Here is a 19,180-nt window from a genome sequence, read left to right as displayed (position 1 = left end):
CATCGCCGGGTCGCTGACCGAGTGGCGGCCGGTTTCGACGCGGCCGGCGACGCGGCGCGAGAAACTCGCGTCGCTGTCCGCGGTGACGATGAAGTCGTACCAGTGGCCGGTCGAGTCGAGGTTCCAGTGCAGCTCGGCCTGGTCGCCGGCGCGCACCGTGACCGTCCACGTGGTACCGGTCCCGCGGCCGTGACCCTGGCTGTAGCCGTCCTCGTTGCCCTGGCCATGACCGTGATCGTCGTGCGCGCCGCGGCCGGACAGCGGCCCGTAGACCTGGTTCGACTTCACGGTGAAGCGCACCGTGCCGCCTCCGTCGTTGCGCAACTTCAGATGGAGGTTGCCGCTCGCGCCCGCATAGCCGACGCGAACCTCCGGCTGCGGCGCGCGGGCACCGGCCAGGCGGCTGAGGTCACCGGTGAAGCGGCGGTGATAGCCGTTCGGGCCCAGCACCCACAGGTCATATTTACCGCCGTTGTCGGCGCGCGCGGCCCAGTCGCCGTGCAGCGTCTTGCCCGGTTCGACGACGTAGCGCCGCGGCAGGCGGTCGAGGTGCAGCTTGTCATAGACGTGAAACACGGCGGCGGCGCGGCCCGTGTTCGCGAACTTCAGCGTGACCGTGCCGTTGCCGGCGTCGGCACGCGCGCTGGCATGCAGTTCGTAAGGCAGCGCGCGCGACGGGCGCACGCCGTTCGCCTGCGCGGGCAGCGACGGCGCGGCCGGCGGCACGATCTTCGGCGCGGCCTGCTGCGCGGCGCTCAGCGCGTCGACCTGGCTTTTCGTCGTATGGCCCGCGAGCGTCGGCAGCGGTTCGTTGTTCGGCGAGCGGAAGTTGAACGCGCTCGTCAGGTCGCCGCACACCGCGCGGCGGTACGCGCTGATCTGCGGCTCCGCGACGCCGAAGCGCTTTTCGAGGAAGAGCAGCGTCGACGTATGGTCGAACACCTGCGAGTTGACCCAGCCGCCGCGGCTCCACGGCGACACGACCCACATCGGCACGCGCGGGCCCGGGCCGTACGGACGGCTGTCGATCGCCGGCTGGCTCGACGTGGCCGGCGTGAAGTCGTGGTACTCGGCGGCGACGTCGGCGTCCCGCAGCGTATGGCCGCCCGCGAGCGTGCCGTCGGCGTTGCGCGACGGCACGGCCGGCGACGGCATGTGATCGAAGAAACCGTCGTTCTCGTCGTAGTTCACCAGCAGCACGGTCTTGCTCCATACCTCCGGGTTTGCCGTCAGCGCATCGAGCACGGCCTGCACGTACCAGCCGCCCTGCGTAGGGCTCGACGGCCCCGGATGTTCGCTGTACACGGACGGCGGGATGATCCACGACACCTCGGGCAGCGTGCCGTTGCGGATGTCGTCGCGGAACGACTCGAGGAAGCCGTACGGCATCGTGTTGCCGAACCCCTTCGCGAGCGGGCTCAGCGGATCGTCGATCGCCGGATCGTAGAACGCGCCGGCCGCCGTCACGGGCTGTGTGATGTCCGTCGACGCGACGTACGCGGGCCGGCGCGCGGGCGGCATCTGCTCGATCGCCGCGCGCCAGTGGCGGAAGCTCATCATCTCGTTGCAGCCGAAGTTGTCGATCAGGCTCTGGTAGACCTTCCAGTTCACGCCGGCCTGCTGCAGCCGGTCGGCGTAGGTGGTCCAGGTCCAGCCCTGGCTCGACGGGCCGATGTCGTTGCCGCCGTTGAACTGGTTGTTCAGCGCGGCGACCTTCACCCGGCTGCCGTCGGCCGGGCTGATGCCGTTCGGGCCGTTGGTGCCGCTCCAGTAGAACAGGCGGTTCGCGATCGTGCCCGTGTGCATCCCGCAGTGGTAGTGGTCGCACAGCGTGAACGCATCGGCGAGCGCGCGCTGGAACGGTACTTCCGCCGCGTCGTAGTAACCCATCGACAGCGGCGTCTTCGCGTCGGGCCAGCGGTTCATCCGGCCGTGGTCCCACGCGGCCTGCGCATCGGCCCACGTGTGCGGCGTGCCGCCCGCGCGCTGCGCGTTGCCCTGGCTCGCGTCGAGGTGATACGGCGTGACGGTGGTGGCGGGCGTCGGCTTCGTGTACGTCTGGTAGAACACGTTGCGGCCGTTCGGCGACGGCACCGCAAAGCGGTCGCCGTAACCGCGCACGCCCTTGAACGTGCCGAAGTAGCTGTCGAATGCGCGGTTCTCCATCATCAGCAACACGACGTGCTTCACGTCCTTGATGGTCCCCGTTTCGTGAAACGCGGGAATCGCGAGCGCGCGACGGATGCTCGGCGGAAACGCGGACAGCGCGGCGGCGGCGAGGCCGGAAGTGGCGGTTTGCTGGAGGAATTTGCGGCGTGACGTCATGGCGTTCGGGTCCTGTGATGATGGGAGCGTTCGTGACTTCGTCTGGAGGCGCCCGTGCATCGCCCCCCTGGGACGATTCGCGCGGCGTGTGCGTTCGAGTGCATCGGCCGCGCGTGGCGGAGGTGCGCGCATCGCGCGCGATGCGTGGTGTCGCGCGGATGCCTTGGCCGTCGCCGCGATCCTGTGCAACGCGCGCTCGTGATGCGCGGGCCAGGACGTCGGCACACGCCGGCCCGGCGCATGCCGGGTTGGGCGGCGCCCAGTCTAGGGAGGCGGCGTGACGTCGACGTGATGAAGACATGACATCGCATGTCGCGCGCGTGACGTTGCGTGCGCAACGATCGATCGGAAAGCGATGCGCGACGGAACGGGTCAGGAATTACCGATCGCGGTGTGAGGAATCGGTCAGATTTTTCCGGTTCGCGATGGAGGGGTGTGCTCGCGCATCGTTGCGAGTGCAACGGCATCGCATGACGCCCATGTTTCAAATGCGTGAAATCGGATAAGCTCGACACGTTGTTGCGCATGTGCGCAGCCCGCGCGACTGGCGCGACTTTTCGGAACCGGCCCACCCATGACCGACATCACGATCCGGCACAGCGAGACGCACGACGTCGACGCAATCCGGCAAATCGCCGCGCATCCCGCGGTGTACGCGAATACGTTGCAGCAGCCGTTTCCGTCGCTCGAGAAATGGCAGAAGCGGCTCGACGGCGTGCGCGAGCACGGCGTGAGCCTCGTCGCCGAAATCGACGGCGTCGTGGTCGGCCATCTCGGCCTGCATCCCGAACAGAATCCGCGCCGTCGCCATGCGGCAGGGCTCGGCATGATGGTCGACGCGACGCACCACGGGCGCGGCGTCGGCAGCCGGTTGCTCGCGGCCGCGATCGATCTCGCGGAAAACTGGCTGAACATCACGCGTCTCGAGCTGACCGTGTTCACCGACAACCGCGCGGCCGTCGCGCTCTACGAGAAGCATGGCTTCCGGGTCGAGGGTGAATCGCCAGGCTATGCATTGCGCGATGGCGTGCATGCGTCGGTGTATCACATGGCGCGGATCAAGGCGCGGCAGTGAAGGCTCGGCCGACGCCTATCTGACAGCACGCGCGGCCGCGATGCCGCGCGTCATATTCATTCGAGAATTCGTTCGTTTTCTCCGGGCTGTACCCGTCGTATCGTCGAAGGATTTGCCGGCCGCCTCGGCCGGCGTTCGCTTTTCCGAAACGATCATGCGCGGCGTTGCACGCCGGCTGGCTTCATCGTCATCGCTTCATGGCTGTTACTCACAGCCATCGCTTCGCGCACCGCACCTTTCCGCAACCGTCTCTTTCAACGGACCCGCTTCGATGAAAACTGCTCTCCGGAATCTGACTGCCGCCTGCCTGCTCGCTGCCGCGGGTGCGGCGCTTGCCGCTGCCACGCCCACGGGCGCCCCGGCGGCGAGCGCCGCACCCGATGGCGCGCACCTGCCGCCCGGCATCGCGTGGCAGCACGGCGACGTCGACGCCGCCTTCGCACTGGCGAAGCGCACCGGCAAGCCGCTGCTGCTTTACTGGGGCGCGGTGTGGTGCCCGTCGTGCAACCAGGTGAAGTCGACGATCTTCAGCCAGCAGGCATTCAAGACCCGTTCGTCGTTCTTCGTGCCCGTGTATCTCGACGGCGATACCGAAAGCGCGCAGAAGCTCGGCGAGCGTTTCAAGGTGCACGGCTACCCGACGATGATCCTGTTCCGTCCCGACGGCACCGAAGTGACGCGGCTGCCAGGCGAAGCCGATCTCGATCGCTACATGCAGGCGCTGTCGCTCGGGATGACGGCCGCGCACCCGGTGCGTCAGACGCTCGCGACCGCGCTGAAGAATGGCGCATCGCTGACGCCGGACGAATGGCGCTTGCTGGCCGACTATTCGTGGGATACGGACGGTGCGCTGCCGGTGGCGGCCGATCGCGTCGCCGAGACGCTGCAGTCGCTCGCGCAACGCGCACGCGCGGCCGGCGCGAAGGGCGAATCGGCGCGCTTCGCGCTGAAGTCGGCCGTGGTCGCCGCGTCCGACGATCCGGCGCAGGCCGGCGCGCTCGACAAGGCGGCGCTTGCCGATTCGCTGCGCACGGTGCTGCAGGATCCTGTGTTGTCGCGCGCCGATTCGGACGTGCTGGTTGCGGCGCCCGCGCGCGTGGTCGCGTATCTCGGCGGCGACGACGCGCAGCGCGCGAAATTGCGCGGCGCATATGACACGGCCCTCGCGCGCCTGTCGACCGATACCACGCTGTCGTCGATCGACCGGCTGATGGCGCTGCACGGCCGCGTGCTGCTCGCGCGCGGCGATGCAGGCAAGGGTGCACCGCTGGCCGCGCCGGCGCTGGCCGACACGGCGCGCAAGCAGATCGCCGCGTCGGTGCAGGGCGCCGCGAATGCCTACGAGCGGCAGGCGCTCGTCAGCGAAGGCGCGGACACGCTGACCGACGCGGGGCTGTACGACGAGTCGGATGCGTTGCTGAAGACCGAGCTGACGCGTTCGTCCACGCCGTACTACTTCATGTCCGGGCTGGCTGCGAATGCGAAGGCGCGCGGCGACAAGGCCGCGGCGCTCGACTGGTACCGCAAGGCATATGACTCGGCGAGCGGGCCGGCGACGAAGCTGCGCTGGGGCGCGACCTACTTCGCGAATGCGGTCCAACTGGCGCCGGACGATTCGGCGCGCATCGAAGGGATTGCCACGAGCGTGCTCGCGCAGGCCGACAAGACGCGGGACGCATTCTATGGCGCGAACCTGCGCGCGCTGACCAAGGTCGTCACGCAGTTGAACCGCTGGCGCGGCAGCGGTGCACACGATGCGTCGGTCAAATCGATCGCGAAGCAGTTCGACGGCATCTGTGGGAAACTGCCCGCCGGCGATCCGCAGGCAAGTGCCTGCGCGCGCTTGATCCAGCCGGTCAAGGCATAGCATCCGGTGGCACCGCGTGCGCTTTCGGGATGCCTTCCGGCGCTTTTCCCGATACCCACGAGGCCACCGACACCATGCCCCACCTGACGCTCGAATATTCCGCGAACCTCGACGGCTTCGACGCCGGCGCGACCTTGCGCGCGCTCAATGCCGCGCTTGCCGCGTCCGGCCAGTTCAATGAACTCGACATCAAGAGCCGCGCGCTGCGGTTCGATACGTTCGCAGTCGGCACGTCGCCGGCGCCGCGCGCGTTCGTCCACGCGAAGCTCGCGGTGCTGAGCGGCCGGACGACCGACGTCAAACGTGAAGTTTCGGAGCAGGTGCTGGCGGAACTGAAGCGGCACGTCGTTGCGCCGCCCGGCACGCACCTGCAACTGAGCGCGGAAATACTCGAACTGGAACGCGAGTCCTACGCGAAAGCGAGCATCGAGCCGCGCTGAGCGGACGGTGCGGTGCGCGCTGCGCGGGCCGGGAACGTGGCGCTGATGCGCGCACGGCCGGCGGATTCGAAACCGAACTATTGACCCGGCGAGTACGCGCCGCGATTGCCGTAGTCGGCGCCCGCGGCCCGCGGCGCACCCTGCTGCCGCGCGATCTTCGCCTCGGCGGCCTGAATGCTGGCCGGGTAGAACCAGTCGCTCGGCTGGAAGCCGGCTTTTCTCAGTGCAACCACTTCGGCATGAACTTCGGCGCGTGTGAGCGGCCGGCTCGTTTGCGCCTGCGCGGCGATGGGCGCGGCGAAGGCGGCAGCGAGGGCGATGGTGCGGATGAGCGGGTTCATGAGCGGATACCTCCAGGTTTTCGACGGTGCCGATTGCATGCGGTGACCGTCGAAAGCAGTGTAGGCCGCGCCCGCCGCGCGAAAAATGCCGCTGCGACCAACGTAGTGTTCTGCTGCGGACAACAATGAGCGAGCCGGCGAGCGCGCCCGGGCGGCGTGCGGCAAAAGGGGGGGAGGAGTGGGGAAGAAGCCGGCCGCATCGACGCGGCCGGCGGGCGGCGGCCCGGGGACGGGCCGCTGCGGGGGTGTTACACGAGCCCCGTCGTGTAGTACACGGCGATCACGAAGAACACCGCAAGCGTCTTGATGATCGTGACCGCGAAGATGTCGCGATACGACTGGCGGTGCGTGAGGCCCGTGACCGCGAGCAGCGTGATCACCGCGCCGTTGTGCGGCAGCGTGTCCATGCCGCCGCTCGCCATTGCGACGACCCGGTGCAGCACGTCCATCGGGATGTTCGCGGCCTGCGCGCCCTTGATGAACAGGTCCGACATCGCGGCGAGCGCGATGCTCATGCCGCCCGACGCCGAGCCCGTGATGCCGGCGAGCGAACTGACCGACACGGCCGCGTTGACGAGCGGGTTCGGAATGCTCTTCAGCGCATCGCCGACGACGAGGAAGCCCGGCAGTGCGGCGATCACGCCGCCGAAGCCGTATTCGGACGCCGTGTTCATCGCGGCGAGCAGCGCGCCGCCCACCGCCGCCTTCGACCCGGCCGCGAAGTGTTCACTGACACGCTTGAACGCGGTGGCGATGACGAGCAGGATGCCGAGCAGCAGCGCGGCCTCCACCGACCAGATCGCGACGACCGTCTTGATCGACGTCGTCACCGGCGTATGCACGCCCGGCAGCACGTCGGGCGCGACTGTGTACGACGCAGCGCCGTACCACGTCGGGATCAGCTTGGTGAGCGCGAAGTTCGACACACCGACGAGGATCAGCGGCAGGATCGCGAGGAACGGGCTCGGCAGCGATTCGGCCGTGACGCGTTCCGGCTCGTTGACGAGCGACGTGCCGTAGCCCTCACCCTTCGCCATCGCCGAACGGCGACGCCATTCGAGATACGTGAGGCCGACGACGATGATGAACAGCGAGCCGATCGTGCCGAGTACCGGCGCGGCCCAGGCGGTCGTCTTGAAGAACGTGGTCGGGATGATGTTCTGGATCTGCGGCGTGCCGGGCAGCGAATCCATCGTGAACGAGAACGCGCCGAGCGCGATCGCGCCGGGCATCAGCCGTTTCGGGATGTTGCTCTGGCGATAGAGTTCGGCCGCGAACGGATAGACCGCGAACACCACGACGAACAGCGATACGCCGCCATAGGTGAGCAGCGCGCACACCGCGACGATCACCGCATTCGCGCGCGAGCGGCCGATGTAGCGGATCGCCGCATGGACGATCGACTCGGAGAACCCGGAGAGTTCGATCACCTTGCCGAACACGGCGCCGAGCATGAACACCGGGAAATACAGTTTGACGAAGCCGACCATCTTCTCCATGAAGATGCCGGAGAAGACCGGTGCGACGGCGGCGGGTTCGGTCATCAGGACCGCGCCGAGCGCGGCGATCGGCGCGAACAGGATCACGCTATAGCCGCGATACGCGGCAAACATCAGGAACGCCAGCGCGGCGAGGACGATCACGAAAGACAAGGGAGTCTCCTAATGGCTTTGGTTGTTGTTGGTTCGCGCGACGCGCCGCGGACCGGCTCAGGTTCGTGCAGGTTTCGTGCCATCGGCCGGATTGCGCCGCCGGACGTGGGTCCGCCGGAGACCGGCGGGCCCGCGCCGGTCGTTGTCTGACGATTCTACATAAAACGTCTCCATCCGGAGACGAAATGGCCGTCCGGCCAGCCCGTGGAATCGGGCAGGGCTTTCCCGGACAACGCATTGCGGCGTGTCTCCAGAGTGAGATAATCCGTCTCGTTCCGGAGACAGCCGGCCCAAAAATACACGGAGACGACGACACGATGATGAACGACTGGGCCCGCCTGCCCGTCAACTACGGCGACGTGCTGCGGCGCGCCGCCGAGTCGCTGTTCCGGACCTTCGAGGATTCGAGCGCGGGCACGGTGGTCGTCGATCGCGATGCGCGCGTCGTGTGGATGAACGAGCGGTACGCGGCGCGCTTCGGTTTCGCCGATCCGCAGCAGGCCGTCGGCCTCGACTGCGAGGCCGTGATCCCGAACAGCCTGATGCGCGAGGTCGTGTCGACCGGGCAGCCGATCCTGCTCGACATCATGGAGACGGGCCGCGAGCCGCTCGTCGTCACGCGCCTGCCGCTGAAGAACGAGGCCGGCGAGACGGTCGGCGCGATCGGCTTCGCGCTGTTCGACCAGTTGAAGACGCTCACGCCGATCTTTTCCCGCTACGCACAGCTTCAGCAGCAGCTGATCGCGACGCAGCGTTCGCTCGCGCAGGCACGCCGCGCGAAATACACGTTCGCGAGCTTCGTCGGCACGAGCGCCGCGAGCCTCGAAACCAAGCGCCAGGCGCGCCGTGCCGCGCAGGTCGATTCGCCGGTGCTGCTGCTCGGCGAGACGGGCACCGGCAAGGAACTGCTTGCGCATGCGATTCACGCGGCGTCGGCGCGCGCGCTCCAGCCGCTCGTGACCGTCAACGTCGCCGCGATTCCCGACACGCTGCTCGAAACCGAATTCTTCGGCGCGGCGCCCGGCGCGTACACGGGCGCCGATCGCAAGGGGCGCATCGGCAAGTTCGAACTGGCCGATCGCGGCACGCTGTTTCTCGACGAGATCGGCGACATGCCGCTGCCGCTGCAGGGCAAGCTGCTGCGCGTGCTGCAGGACAAGGAATTCGAGCCGGTCGGCTCGAACCGGATCGTGCGCGCGGATGTCCGGATCATCGCGGCCACGAGCGCCGACTTGCCGGCGCTGGTCGCGGCCGGGCGTTTTCGCGCGGATCTCTATTACCGGTTGAACGTGCTGACGATCCACGCGCCGCCGCTGCGCGAGCGCGCGTCCGACATCGCGGCGCTCGTCTACGCGACGCTCGAGGAGCTGGCCGCGCAGCACGGGCGCGCCGCGCATTGCGAGCTGACCGACGATGCGCTGCGGATGCTGTGTGCGTATCCGTGGCCGGGCAACGTGCGCGAGTTGCGCAACACGCTCGAACGCGCGCTGATGCTGTCGGACCGGTCGGTGATCGATGCGCGCGCGCTCGCGCCGTTCCTTGGGCCGGTGCGCGTATCGACGGACGGTGCCGCACCGGCGCAGCCGCCGGCCGTGCCACTGGTCGAACGGCGTGCGGGCGAGCGGCCTGCTGCGCCGGCCGCTTCGTATGCCGATGCATTGGCGGCGTGGGAGCGCCAGTTCCTGACCGATGCGCTGGCGGCCTGCGACGGGAAGGTGATGGACGCGGCCGCACGCATCGGGATCGGCCGCGCGACGCTGTACAAGAAACTGGCGGCGCTGGGCATCGACCGGTAAGCCAGACGGCCAGGCCGACGCGCTCGGACGTGAAGCATCGAACAGGAGATCACGATGAAACGGATCGGCATCGCACGGTGGCTGACCATGTTGCTGGCGACCTCTGCGTTCGCGCAGTCCGCCGACACCGATGCACCCGAGGCGCGGCGCAACTGGTACAACGATCCGTTCATCGCGCTGTCGCGCGACGTGGCCGAATGCCCGTTGCCGCTCGGCCCGTGGATGACCCGGGCCGAGATGACGGACGACGCGCATTACCGCGCCGAACGCGGCACAACCTGCTGGCTCGCGCATCGCTGCACGAAGCCGAATTCCTATATGTACGACGCACCGATCGCCGACGCCGTGAAGGCGCACTTCGCCGGCTCGGATCGGCTGCATGGCACGAGCCTGTGGATCACCGTGCAGCGACGTTTCATTTACGTCGAAGGATGTGCGGATACGGCGTTCGATCAGCAGGCGTTGCAGCGCGAACTCGAGGCGCTTCCGGACGTCGAGCAGGTGTTCGTTCGCATCACCGACGATCCGCGCAAGCGCTTGCCGTACAAGGCGCGCGGGCAACCCGGCCGTACGCCGAACTGACGGCCGAAGGGCCGCGCATGGCATACTCGCGACATTCAAAAAAAGGTTGACGGGAACAACAATGAAACACATGCTTGCGTCGGTCTGTCGGTGGCCTCGGGCAGCCGTTGTCTTGGCTCTGGTTGCAGGGCTCGGCGGGTGTGGCGGCAGCGCGCCGCTGTTCACTTCGGACGGGCGTCCGACCACCCAGGTGCAATGCACCGGCAGCGACTGGAGCAATTGCACGGACAACGCCCGGGCGATCTGCAACGGCGATTTCGAAGTGCTTCAGCAATCGCGCGATGACGCCACGCGAAATCTTCTCTTCGCGTGCAAGAAGAAGAGCGGTTATTGATCCCGAGATAACCGGCTGTGGCGACCACGATCGGGCGAAGCGTTTTTCTGTTGGCTGAGAGTCATCTATTTTTCACGAATAACACTCACGGAGTCCCATCCATATGGCGACCTACAGGCAACTGAGCGCGCAGCTCGAACGGCTTCAGCAAAAGATCGACAAGGAGCGTGAAAAGGCGATTGCCGATGCGATTGCCGATATCCGCGCGAAAATCGAGGAATACGACATTACGCCGGAAGAGCTCGGGTTTCGTCCGGCAGGCGCGGCCGCTGGTGCAGCCAAGCCGAAGCGTGTGTCGCCGCCGAAATATTTGAACCCGAAGACGGGTGAAACCTGGAGTGGCCGCGGGCGCTCGCCGACGTGGCTCGGCAAGAATCGCGAGCGTTTCCTGATCAAGGACTGACTCCCGAAAAACCTCACCTTTCGCGTACTGACTGACGGTGCGAACGGCCATGCGGCCGTCGCACCGTTTTGTTTTCGTGCATGCCCGGCGCGATTCCCGATGGCGTATTGATCGGCGACGCCGCGCAATTAACGGATCACGTTTTGCGAATTCGCTGCGATTCGACGGGATATCGCGGCGAATTCCGGTAAACAGCCGTGCAATTGCGCAGCACATGCGCATTGGCCTGCGCCATTCTCGTGGTGCACGCGTGCGGCGAATTCCGATCACCTTTCGTGTGTTGGCGCGTGGCGCCGTGCAATTCCCGAAGAGTCTCACCATGGCTCCTGTAAATCCTCACCTTTGACGAAGCGGGCGCAGCGTCGCGCTGCACGCCTGCACCGTGTGCGCCGGGCGAATGTGCTCGGCCGGCGCGCGGCGACGGCTTCCATGCTCGTGTTGCAGGCCCATGCTGCGAGCGTTGACGTGGGTCGAACAGTCGGCCGTTCGGCATATAGGCAGCCGCATGCGCTTCGCCTATGCTTGGGGTTCGCGTCGATCGGCGCATGGCCTGTCCGTGCCGCATGCCGATCGGGTCGTCTTTCGTTACCGCAGGGAGCCGATGTGACCGTTCGCCATCTCGATGCATTGTTCCAGCCCAAGTCCGTTGCGGTCGTCGGGGCGTCGTCGCGCGCGGGCAGTATCGGCGCGATGGTGTGGTCGCGCGTGCTCGACGGTGCATTCGAGGGGCCCGTGTGGCCCGTCAATCCGAAGTATCGTGACCTGCATGGGCATCCGGTCGTTGCCGATGTCGACCGGTTGCCCGCGCCGCCATCGGTGGCCGTGATCTGCACGCCGCCCGCGACCTGGGCCGGCATCGTGCGCAAGCTCGGCGAGCTCGGCACGCGCGTTGCGGTGATCGTCGGCGAGGCGCGCACCGATGCCGATCGCGCCGCGCTCGATCGCACGCTGAAGGCGGCGAAGCCGTTCGTCCTCCGTATCGTCGGACCGGGCAGCCTCGGCGTGCTGTCGCCTGCACGGCATGCGCATTTCGGCGCGCCGGCCTATACGGCGCGATCGGGCGGCGTCGCGTGGGTGTCGCAATCGAATGCGCTGACGAACGCGGTGCTCGGCTGGGCCGATGCACGGGGCCTCGGCTTTTCGCATGTCGTCGCGCTCGGCGGCGAGTCCGACGTCGACGCGGGCGACGTGCTCGACTATCTCGCGAGCGATCCCGGCACGCGCGCGATCCTGCTCGAACTCGATACCGTGCGCGCCGCGCGCAAGTTCATGTCGGCCGCGCGCGCGGCCGCACGCAACAAGCCGGTGCTCGCATTGCGCACCGGCCGCGCGGATCCCGGCGACGCGCTTTATACGGCGGCGTTCCAGCGCGCGGGGATGGTGCGGGTGGATGCGCTCGACGATCTGCTCGACGAGATCGAGACGCTCGGCGTCGGCCGCGTCACGGCGCGCGGCGCGGCCACGCTCGTGACGAGCGACGCGGGCGTCGCGAAACTCGCGGTCGATGCGGTGGCCGAGGTGCGCGACGTGCTGACCGACTGGTCGCCCGCGGCCACGTCGGCCGTGTCGGCGGCGCTGCCGCATCTCGCATCGCCCGGCAATCCGCTGACGCTGGGCGACGATGCGCGCCCCGAGCATTTTGCCGCGGCGGTCAAGGCGCTCGCGCCGTTCCCGCAAACGGGCACGCTGTTCGTCGTCCATTCGACTTCCCACAGCGCGCCGGCCGATGCGGTTGCGCACACGCTGATCGAATCACGGCAGTACGCGCATCGCGGCATCCTCGCGTGTTTCTTCGGCGCGGTCGACGCGGCGACGCGCGATGCGCTGCACGCGAACGGCATTCCCGTGCACACCACGCCGCAGCGGCTCGCGCGCGCGTATGCGCGTCTCGTCGACTACAACCTCGGGCGGCAACTGCTGATGCAAACGCCCGAAGGTACGCCGCTGCAGCCGGCCGAGTGCGTGGCATCCGCGCAGGCCGACGCGCGCCGGATGGTCGAAGCCGGCCTGCATGAACTGACCGGCGAAGCCGCGCTGCGATGGCTGTCTCATTTTGGCCTGCAGGGCGAGCCGGCCGTCGAGCCGTCCGGAAAGAAGGTCGTCGATGTCACCGTCGACATGTACGACGATTCGAACTTCGGTCCGGTGTTTCGCTATGCCGTGCCGCCTGCAGACGGCGTATCGGCGCCGTTCGTCGTCTATGGCCTGCCACCGCTGAACACCGTGCTTGCCCGCGCGGTGATGGAGCGCTCGCCGTATGCACGCAGCACGCCCATCGAGCCGACGCTCGACGCGTTGACGGCGCTGTCGCAGGTCGTCTGCGACGTGCGCGAAGTTGTCGCGATGTCGGTCACGCTGCGCGTGCTGTCCGACCGCGCGCACGTGATCGCGCCGCGCATCACGCTGGCCGCGGGGCGCAGCCGGCTCGCGATCATGCCGTATCCGCGCCACCTCGAGCAGACGCTCGAGTGGCGCGGCGAGACGGTGACGATTCGCCCGATCCGTCCGGAAGACGAGGCTGCGCACAACGAACTGCTCGGTGCGATGACGCCGGACGATCTGCGGATGCGTTTCTTCGGCGCGGTGCGCAGCTTCGATCATTCGCAGGTCGCGCGCATGACGCAGATCGACTACGACCGTGAGATGGCCTTCATCGTGTCGTTCACCGATGTGTCGGGGCGCGACCACACGCTCGCGGTGGTGCGCGCGGTGGCCGATCCCGACAACGAGACGGCGGAGTTCGCGATCGCGGTACGACCCGATCAGAAGGGCAAGGGGCTTGGTCGGCTGATGATGACGCGCATCATCGACTACGCGCGCTCGCGCGGAACCGCCTGGATGATCGGCGAGGCGCTGCGCGAGAACTCGGCGATGATTTCGCTGGCGAAGGCGTGCGGGTTTGCCGTGTCGACGACGGAGGAGCCGGGTGTCGTCGGCTTCAGGATGAAGCTGCAGCCGTAGCGCCCGTCTGCTGCGTGACGCGAGGCGGCGTTGCATGCAGTCGACGTCTCCGGCCTTCCGGCAGGTTGCGGATGTTTCAATTCAGGAATGCAGAGCATTGGAATCTCTCGCCCGAGCGAAGCGACCGCGAACGAGCCGGCGCCTGTTTGCAACGGAAATAACGACGCTCATTTGGCACCGCCAGAAGGGTGCTGCTTGCCGCGATATCCGTTCCGCGTCGCTGTTTTCCGCAAGGCGTCCGCGCGCATTTACCGCCGTATTCCCCCCTCGAAAATTCGAAGTTACCCAAAAGGTGAGACTTTTCGGGAGCTGTCGGTGAGCTTCTCCGGGAAGCTTGGGGTGAGCCGATACGGGAGCGCTTGGTGAGTCGATACGGGGGCACTCGGTGAGCCTTCCCGGGAGTGGCCGGTGAGCGTCTGCGGGAGGCGCCGGTGAGCCTTTCCGGGGCGCATCGGTGAGGGTCTGCGGGACGTATTGGTGAGGACATCCGGGAGCCCTGGGTGAGGGTCTTCAGGAGCCTGGGTGAGCTTTTTCGGGAGGGATAGGTGAGCGCTTGCGGGACGCAAAGGTGAGGCTTTTCGGGAGCGTCCGGATGCACGTCTTCCGCAAGCGCAACGCCGGCCTGGGCCGGCGTTATGCAGGGTGCGGGCACGCACGAACCGTGCCCGTGGCTACGTTCAGGCAGCGAGTTTCAGCGCGGCGTCGTTCACCTGGTCGCGCGAAATCGCGAGTTCCTCGAGGTGCGGATCGGCGTAGACCGCGCCGGTTTCGCGCTCGAGGCGGGCGATCGTCAGTGCACAGCGGGCGGTGTCCTTCGGCATCGCGATGAAGCGCTTGACCGACTCGCCGGACGTGAACGCTTCGAACAGCGCGCTGCGCACGTCGTCCGGGAGCGTCTTGGTCCACTGGTACGGCTTGCCGTTGAACGTGATCGACGGCGGCAGCGTGCGTTCCTTCTTGGTCGCCGTGATGAGCCCGTAGGTGCGGGCCGCGTCGCCGATCTGCTCGGGCGAGAAGAGTTCGTCGGGCGTGATGTCGAACTGCTCGATGTAGCTCTCGATCGCCTGCATTGCAGCGGTACGATCGTCGCGCTTCTTCTGCGCGCGCGCGACGATATCGCGCAGCTCGTCCGCCTCTTCGGGCGTGATCGTGAAGCTTGCCTGCTTCTGCTGAAGTTCGGAGAAACGCTGGAATTCTTGATCGTTCAGAAGTTTGGCCATGACATCCATCGGACACGACGGCCGCGACAACCGGCCGCCGTAGTTTTTGAGAGGGCCGCTATTTTAGCGTAGCGCCGTGGGCGCACGATATGGCACCGTGCATCGCGCTCCGCAGAGGGGTTGCGCGCGACCGGGGGCGACGCGATTGCGCCGCCCCCGGTGCGCTCCGCCGAGCCTGCGCGTCAGCAGGACTCGTCGCGGCACATCGACAGATGGGCGGCCGTCTCGCGCAACCCTTCGACGACCGTGTCGACGGGCGGCGCCATATGCGCATCGATCCGGCGCATGTACGGGCAGGTCAGCACCGCGATCGCATGGCCGGACGGCCCGAGGATCGGTGCGGTCAGGTCGGTCACACCGTACGCCTGGCGGCTGTCCTGGCGCAGGTAGCCGTCGTGCCGGACGGACTGGCACGCATACGCGAGTTCCTGCTCGTTCAATGGCGCTTCGCCCTTGACCTTGCGGTGCTCGGCGAGCATGTGCGCGCGCTGCTCGGCACCCTGGAACGCCAGCATCACGCGCCCCGATGCCGTATCGGCGAGCCCGACACGCGAGCCGAGCCGCACCGACACGCCCCACGGGCCGGGCCCGTCGACCTGCGCGATCACGAGCAGGTTGCCGCGATCGTAGACGGACAGGTGACACGATTGCTCGGCGGAATCGGCGAAACGCTGCATCGGCGGCAACGCCTCGGCGATCAGCCGGCTCATCGGCGGATGGCGGTGCGCGAGCGAGAACAGCTTGAGGCTGAGCGTGTAGCGGTCGCCGCCGGTCGAGCGCATCACGTAGCGGCGCGCGACGAGGCGTTCGAGCATCCGGTAGATCTCGCTCGCGTTGCGGCCGAGTTCCTTCGTGATTTCGGTGCGGGTGAGGCCTTCTTTCTGCTCCGACAGGAGTTCGAGAATGTCGAGACCCTTGTCGAGCGCGGGTGCGCGATAGCGGTCGATTGCGCCCATCGATTCCCGTGCGTCGCAGCCGGGAAGCAGGTCGTTGGTTGTTTGCATTGTCGGTGTGAAGTTGGGGGGATTACTGTCGATCGATTGGCGACGCACGCTGGCCGATTCTGCAACACGCTTGTGTCGAGCCCGCGTGTGGCGACGAACGCCATCCGTTTGAGCTTAACAACAAACATTTAGTGTGCAATGCAGCGTCTTTTTACCGATCGTTACCGAACAAGAACGGATCGATTCACTTTCAGGATGACAGGGAAGCCCCGAATACCCGGTATTCATGACAGGTGGCACCGGTTCAAGGTATTCGAAAGGAAATCGGACGGCGGCGCTGCCCGCGATGCTGCGTCGCAGCGTCCGCGGGCGCACCAATAGTTGGTATCCGTCGCGCGTCATTTCACGGCGCGCGGCCGATGGTACAAAGACTGGCGGGCCAGCGACGGTGCGGCCGCGCGTGAAGCCGGCCGGTATGGGCCGGACCATGTCGCGGGTGCCGGGCCGTCGTCGCCGATGCGCAGACCGGCGGCTGCCCGTTCGATGCGCGCCGTACTTCCCGTGCGGCGCCACGATCGCTGCGCCCGCGCGACCCTCGCGCGTCGAACGGCATGCCGGATTCGGTACCGACGCGTGCAATCGACGATCGACAATCAGTCCGGCGCGCGGCCGTGAAGGGCCGCGTTGGCCGGTATCCTGTCCCATTCGACAACAGAGGTTGATCACGATGAAACTGCTTCGCTATGGCCCGTCCGGCCAGGAAAAGCCCGGGATTCTCGACGCGGACGGCCGGATTCGCGACCTGTCCGCGCATGTGCCGGACCTGTCCGGCGACGTGCTGTCCGACGCGGGTCTCGCGCGGTTGCGCGCGATCGATCCCGCCACGCTGCCGCTGGTGGCAGGCGAGCCGCGCATCGGTGCGTGCGTCGGGCAGGTCGGCAAGTTCATCGGCATCGGCCTGAACTATGCCGATCACGCGGCCGAAGCCGGCATGCCGGTGCCGAAGGAGCCGGTCGTGTTCGGCAAGTGGACGAGCTCGATCTGCGGCCCGAACGACGGCATCGATATCCCGAAGGGCTCGGTCAAGACCGACTGGGAAGTCGAGCTGGGTGTCGTGATCGGCACGGCCTGCAAGGACGTCGACGAAGCGCGCGCGCTCGATTACGTCGCGGGCTACTGCGTCGTCAACGACGTGTCCGAGCGCGAATGGCAGATCGAGCGCGGCGGCCAGTGGGACAAGGGCAAGGGCTTCGACACGTTCGGCCCGATCGGTCCGTGGCTCGTCACGCGCGATGAGGTGCCCGATCCGCAGCGTCTCGACCTGTGGCTCGAAATCGACGGCCACCGTTATCAGAACGGCAACACGCGCACGATGGTGTTTACCGTCGCGCAGCTGATCGCTTATCTGTCGCGCTGCATGACGCTGCAGCCGGGCGACGTGATCACGACCGGCACGCCGCCGGGCGTCGGCATGGGCATCAAGCCGTCACCGGTATTCCTGAAGGCCGGCCAGATGGTGCGCCTCGGTGTCGAAGGGCTCGGCGAGCAACTGCAGCGCACGCGCGACGCGCGATAGCCACGCACCCGGCGATTCCGTCGAACGACCGCCACCGGCAGTTCAAAGATAAGGGCCCGATTCCGCATTGCGCGGAATCGGGCCCTTGTCTTTGGTATGCGAGCGCGATTACACGACGTTGTCGAGTTCGCAATGCGCTTCCAGCCGATATCCGTCGGGATCGACGACGAACGCTGCGTAGTAGCCGGGGCCGTAGTGTTCGCGCTTGCCGGGCCCGCCGTTGTCGCGGCCGCCGTGCTCGAGTGCGGCACGGTAGAACGCGTCGACTTCGACGGGCGAAGCGGCCTTGAACGACAGGTGCATCCCCGAGTCGGGATCGGGGGCGACAGGGCGGGGCGCATATTGCAACCACAGCTGCGGCTCGGTTGCGCCGTACCCGATGGATTCGTCGTCGGTATGCAGCCGTTTGTAGCCGAGTGCGCCGAGCGTGCTGTCGTAGAAGGCTTGGCTGCGGCCGACGTGTGCAACGCCGAACGATAGGTGATCGATCATCTGTTGGCTCCTTGGACTGAGAGGGGACTTCGGTGCGGCAACGTTGTTTTAACCACCATGCTGGTTATGTTAGGAAGCGCTTGTGGGCTTGTCAACCGGCATGGTGGTTAGATACGATCCGGGCATGAGCGATACGCAACCTTCCGTCACGATGGACTGCCTGATTCCGGCGCCGCCCGAAACCCTGAGCATCGATTTCGCGAACACGCTGTACTGGCGCGGCAGCGATCCGCCGACGGAAACCTTCGGCACGATAGACAACCTGCTGGCGTGGTGTCGCGAGCAGGCAAGCGTGCCGGCCGGGCTGGTGGAAGCGTGCCGTGCGCACGGCGAAGCGGCGGGTGAACCGGCCATGCTCGCGCACGCGCTTGCGTTGCGCGAGGCGCTGTATCGGCTCTTTCTTGCGCAGGCCGAACAGCGCGAGCCGCAGGCCGACGATCTCGCGCTGCTCGGCGGCTTCCTGGCGGAAGCGGCGCCGCGTGTCGCGCTGGCACGGATCGATGGCGGTTATGCGTGGCGGATCGGGGAGGGGCGTGCGACGCTGGCGGGGCTGCTGAGCCCGGTCCTGTGGTCGGCGATCGACCTGCTCGGCGGTGCGCGGCTCGCGAAGGTCAAGCGTTGCGCGAACGACGCCTGCCAGTGGCTGTTCATCGACGACAGCAAGAACGGCAGCCGCCGCTGGTGTTCGATGTCGTCGTGCGGCAATCGCGCGAAGGCGTACCGCCACTATCACAAGGCCGACTGACGGTCGGCCCGTTCACTGCGCGGCAGCCGCCCCTATTTATTTCGCCGACAACTTCCGCCACAGCGTCGTCTTGCTGATGCCGAGCATCGCGCACGCGCGGTCGCGGTTGCCGCCGCATGCGTCGAGCACCGCGCGGATCTCGTCGGCTTCCGCGCGACGGCGGCGCGCGTGCAGCGTCTGCGCATCGTCGGCGTCGGCCGCATCGGGTGGCGCCGCGAACAGCTCGGGCGCGATCGCCTGCAGCGCGTCGGGGTCGAGCGTGCCGCATGCGGCGGCCGGATCGTTTTCGTCGGCTTCCTCGGCCAGCTCCACAGCGATCCGCTCGATCACGTTCTGCAGTTCGCGCACGTTGCCGGGCCACCGGTAGTGCGCGAGCGCGGCCTGTGTCGCGCCGAGCACGCGCGCGGCATCGGCGGCGTCGCGCAGA

At 67.2% G+C, this 19,180-nt stretch carries 17 protein-coding genes; 10 read left to right on the top strand and 7 right to left on the bottom strand.

Features of this window, described 5'->3' with window-relative positions:
- Window positions 1-2,325: phospholipase C, phosphocholine-specific (locus F3J15_RS32950; protein ID WP_166896412.1), on the bottom strand; the 2,325-nt coding region annotated here is incomplete at its 3' end.
- A 574-nt stretch (window positions 2,326-2,899) separates the two neighbouring features.
- Between F3J15_RS32950 and F3J15_RS32945 the strand changes: the two genes are divergently transcribed.
- From F3J15_RS32945 to F3J15_RS32935, 3 genes are all read left to right on the top strand, one after another.
- Entirely contained in the window at window positions 2,900-3,400 is a 501-nt protein-coding gene (locus F3J15_RS32945) for a GNAT family N-acetyltransferase (protein ID WP_166896410.1), read from the top strand.
- Between the two features lie 271 nt (window positions 3,401-3,671).
- Complete coding sequence (locus tag F3J15_RS32940) at window positions 3,672-5,267, top strand: thioredoxin family protein (protein ID WP_166896408.1); 1,596 nt, start codon at window positions 3,672-3,674, stop codon at window positions 5,265-5,267.
- A gap of 74 nt (window positions 5,268-5,341) precedes the next feature.
- Window positions 5,342-5,707, top strand: a complete 366-nt coding sequence (locus tag F3J15_RS32935; protein ID WP_069252712.1) for a 5-carboxymethyl-2-hydroxymuconate Delta-isomerase — start codon at window positions 5,342-5,344, stop codon at window positions 5,705-5,707.
- Between the two features lie 77 nt (window positions 5,708-5,784).
- Here the strand turns inward: F3J15_RS32935 and F3J15_RS32930 are convergent, their stop codons facing one another.
- On the bottom strand, window positions 5,785-6,048 hold the full coding sequence (locus tag F3J15_RS32930; RefSeq protein WP_069253067.1) for a DUF4148 domain-containing protein: 264 nt from the start codon (window positions 6,046-6,048) through the stop codon (window positions 5,785-5,787).
- Between the two features lie 248 nt (window positions 6,049-6,296).
- Complete coding sequence (locus F3J15_RS32925) at window positions 6,297-7,700, bottom strand: GntP family permease (RefSeq protein WP_069252711.1); 1,404 nt, start codon at window positions 7,698-7,700, stop codon at window positions 6,297-6,299.
- Between the two features lie 317 nt (window positions 7,701-8,017).
- On the opposite strand from F3J15_RS32925, the gene F3J15_RS32920 reads away from it, so the two are divergent.
- The 5 genes from F3J15_RS32920 to F3J15_RS32900 all read left to right on the top strand — a co-directional run bounded on the left by F3J15_RS32920 (window position 8,018) and on the right by F3J15_RS32900 (window position 13,776).
- Complete coding sequence (locus F3J15_RS32920) at window positions 8,018-9,496, top strand: sigma 54-interacting transcriptional regulator (RefSeq protein ID WP_166896406.1); 1,479 nt, start codon at window positions 8,018-8,020, stop codon at window positions 9,494-9,496.
- A 54-nt stretch (window positions 9,497-9,550) separates the two neighbouring features.
- Complete coding sequence (locus F3J15_RS32915) at window positions 9,551-10,078, top strand: BON domain-containing protein (RefSeq protein ID WP_166896404.1); 528 nt, start codon at window positions 9,551-9,553, stop codon at window positions 10,076-10,078.
- 61 nt (window positions 10,079-10,139) lie between these two features.
- Window positions 10,140-10,412, top strand: a complete 273-nt coding sequence (locus F3J15_RS32910; protein ID WP_089448620.1) for a hypothetical protein — start codon at window positions 10,140-10,142, stop codon at window positions 10,410-10,412.
- A gap of 103 nt (window positions 10,413-10,515) precedes the next feature.
- Window positions 10,516-10,815 (top strand): H-NS histone family protein, encoded by a 300-nt coding sequence (locus tag F3J15_RS32905; protein ID WP_069252708.1) that lies wholly within the window; start codon window positions 10,516-10,518, stop codon window positions 10,813-10,815.
- Window positions 10,816-11,418: 603 nt separating this feature from the next.
- Window positions 11,419-13,776, top strand: a complete 2,358-nt coding sequence (locus F3J15_RS32900; protein WP_166896402.1) for a GNAT family N-acetyltransferase — start codon at window positions 11,419-11,421, stop codon at window positions 13,774-13,776.
- A 677-nt stretch (window positions 13,777-14,453) separates the two neighbouring features.
- Here the strand turns inward: F3J15_RS32900 and F3J15_RS32895 are convergent.
- Together F3J15_RS32895 and F3J15_RS32890 are read right to left on the bottom strand one after the other, a co-directional pair.
- The gene (locus tag F3J15_RS32895; RefSeq protein ID WP_069252706.1) at window positions 14,454-15,005 is read right to left on the bottom strand and encodes a hypothetical protein; all 552 of its coding nucleotides are present in this window, start codon (window positions 15,003-15,005) and stop codon (window positions 14,454-14,456) included.
- Window positions 15,006-15,178: 173 nt separating this feature from the next.
- Complete coding sequence (locus F3J15_RS32890) at window positions 15,179-16,000, bottom strand: IclR family transcriptional regulator (protein ID WP_166896400.1); 822 nt, start codon at window positions 15,998-16,000, stop codon at window positions 15,179-15,181.
- Window positions 16,001-16,667: 667 nt separating this feature from the next.
- On the opposite strand from F3J15_RS32890, the gene F3J15_RS32885 reads away from it, so the two are divergent.
- Entirely contained in the window at window positions 16,668-17,516 is an 849-nt protein-coding gene (locus F3J15_RS32885; protein WP_166896398.1) for an ureidoglycolate lyase, read from the top strand.
- Between the two features lie 108 nt (window positions 17,517-17,624).
- On the opposite strand, the gene F3J15_RS32880 is transcribed toward F3J15_RS32885, so the two are convergent.
- Window positions 17,625-18,008, bottom strand: coding sequence for a VOC family protein (locus F3J15_RS32880; protein ID WP_069252704.1), 384 nt, complete (start codon window positions 18,006-18,008; stop codon window positions 17,625-17,627).
- 124 nt (window positions 18,009-18,132) lie between these two features.
- On the opposite strand from F3J15_RS32880, the gene F3J15_RS32875 reads away from it, so the two are divergent.
- On the top strand, window positions 18,133-18,753 hold the full coding sequence (locus tag F3J15_RS32875; RefSeq protein ID WP_240159256.1) for an ABATE domain-containing protein: 621 nt from the start codon (window positions 18,133-18,135) through the stop codon (window positions 18,751-18,753).
- A gap of 36 nt (window positions 18,754-18,789) precedes the next feature.
- Here F3J15_RS32875 and F3J15_RS32870 read toward each other — a convergent pair.
- On the bottom strand, window positions 18,790-19,180 hold a 391-nt coding region (locus F3J15_RS32870), incomplete at its 5' end, for a helix-turn-helix domain-containing protein (RefSeq protein ID WP_275692410.1).

Source organism: Burkholderia sp. Ap-955, from assembly GCF_011753045.1.
GTDB classification, from domain to species: domain Bacteria; phylum Pseudomonadota; class Gammaproteobacteria; order Burkholderiales; family Burkholderiaceae; genus Burkholderia; species Burkholderia lata_D.
Note: the sequence above shows the minus strand (reverse complement) of the source record. Positions and strands in the feature narration are given on the sequence as shown.

Coding starts and splice junctions, on each gene's coding strand:
- F3J15_RS32945 (WP_166896410.1), top strand. CDS start 2,900: ATGACCGACATCACGATCCGGCACAGCGAGACGCACGACGTCGACGCA.
- F3J15_RS32940 (WP_166896408.1), top strand. CDS start 3,672: ATGAAAACTGCTCTCCGGAATCTGACTGCCGCCTGCCTGCTCGCTGCC.
- F3J15_RS32935 (WP_069252712.1), top strand. CDS start 5,342: ATGCCCCACCTGACGCTCGAATATTCCGCGAACCTCGACGGCTTCGAC.
- F3J15_RS32930 (WP_069253067.1), bottom strand. CDS start 6,048: ATGAACCCGCTCATCCGCACCATCGCCCTCGCTGCCGCCTTCGCCGCG.
- F3J15_RS32920 (WP_166896406.1), top strand. CDS start 8,018: ATGATGAACGACTGGGCCCGCCTGCCCGTCAACTACGGCGACGTGCTG.
- F3J15_RS32915 (WP_166896404.1), top strand. CDS start 9,551: ATGAAACGGATCGGCATCGCACGGTGGCTGACCATGTTGCTGGCGACC.
- F3J15_RS32910 (WP_089448620.1), top strand. CDS start 10,140: ATGAAACACATGCTTGCGTCGGTCTGTCGGTGGCCTCGGGCAGCCGTT.
- F3J15_RS32905 (WP_069252708.1), top strand. CDS start 10,516: ATGGCGACCTACAGGCAACTGAGCGCGCAGCTCGAACGGCTTCAGCAA.
- F3J15_RS32895 (WP_069252706.1), bottom strand. CDS start 15,005: ATGGATGTCATGGCCAAACTTCTGAACGATCAAGAATTCCAGCGTTTC.
- F3J15_RS32890 (WP_166896400.1), bottom strand. CDS start 16,000: ATGCAAACAACCAACGACCTGCTTCCCGGCTGCGACGCACGGGAATCG.
- F3J15_RS32885 (WP_166896398.1), top strand. CDS start 16,668: ATGAAACTGCTTCGCTATGGCCCGTCCGGCCAGGAAAAGCCCGGGATT.
- F3J15_RS32880 (WP_069252704.1), bottom strand. CDS start 18,008: ATGATCGATCACCTATCGTTCGGCGTTGCACACGTCGGCCGCAGCCAA.
- F3J15_RS32875 (WP_240159256.1), top strand. CDS start 18,133: ATGAGCGATACGCAACCTTCCGTCACGATGGACTGCCTGATTCCGGCG.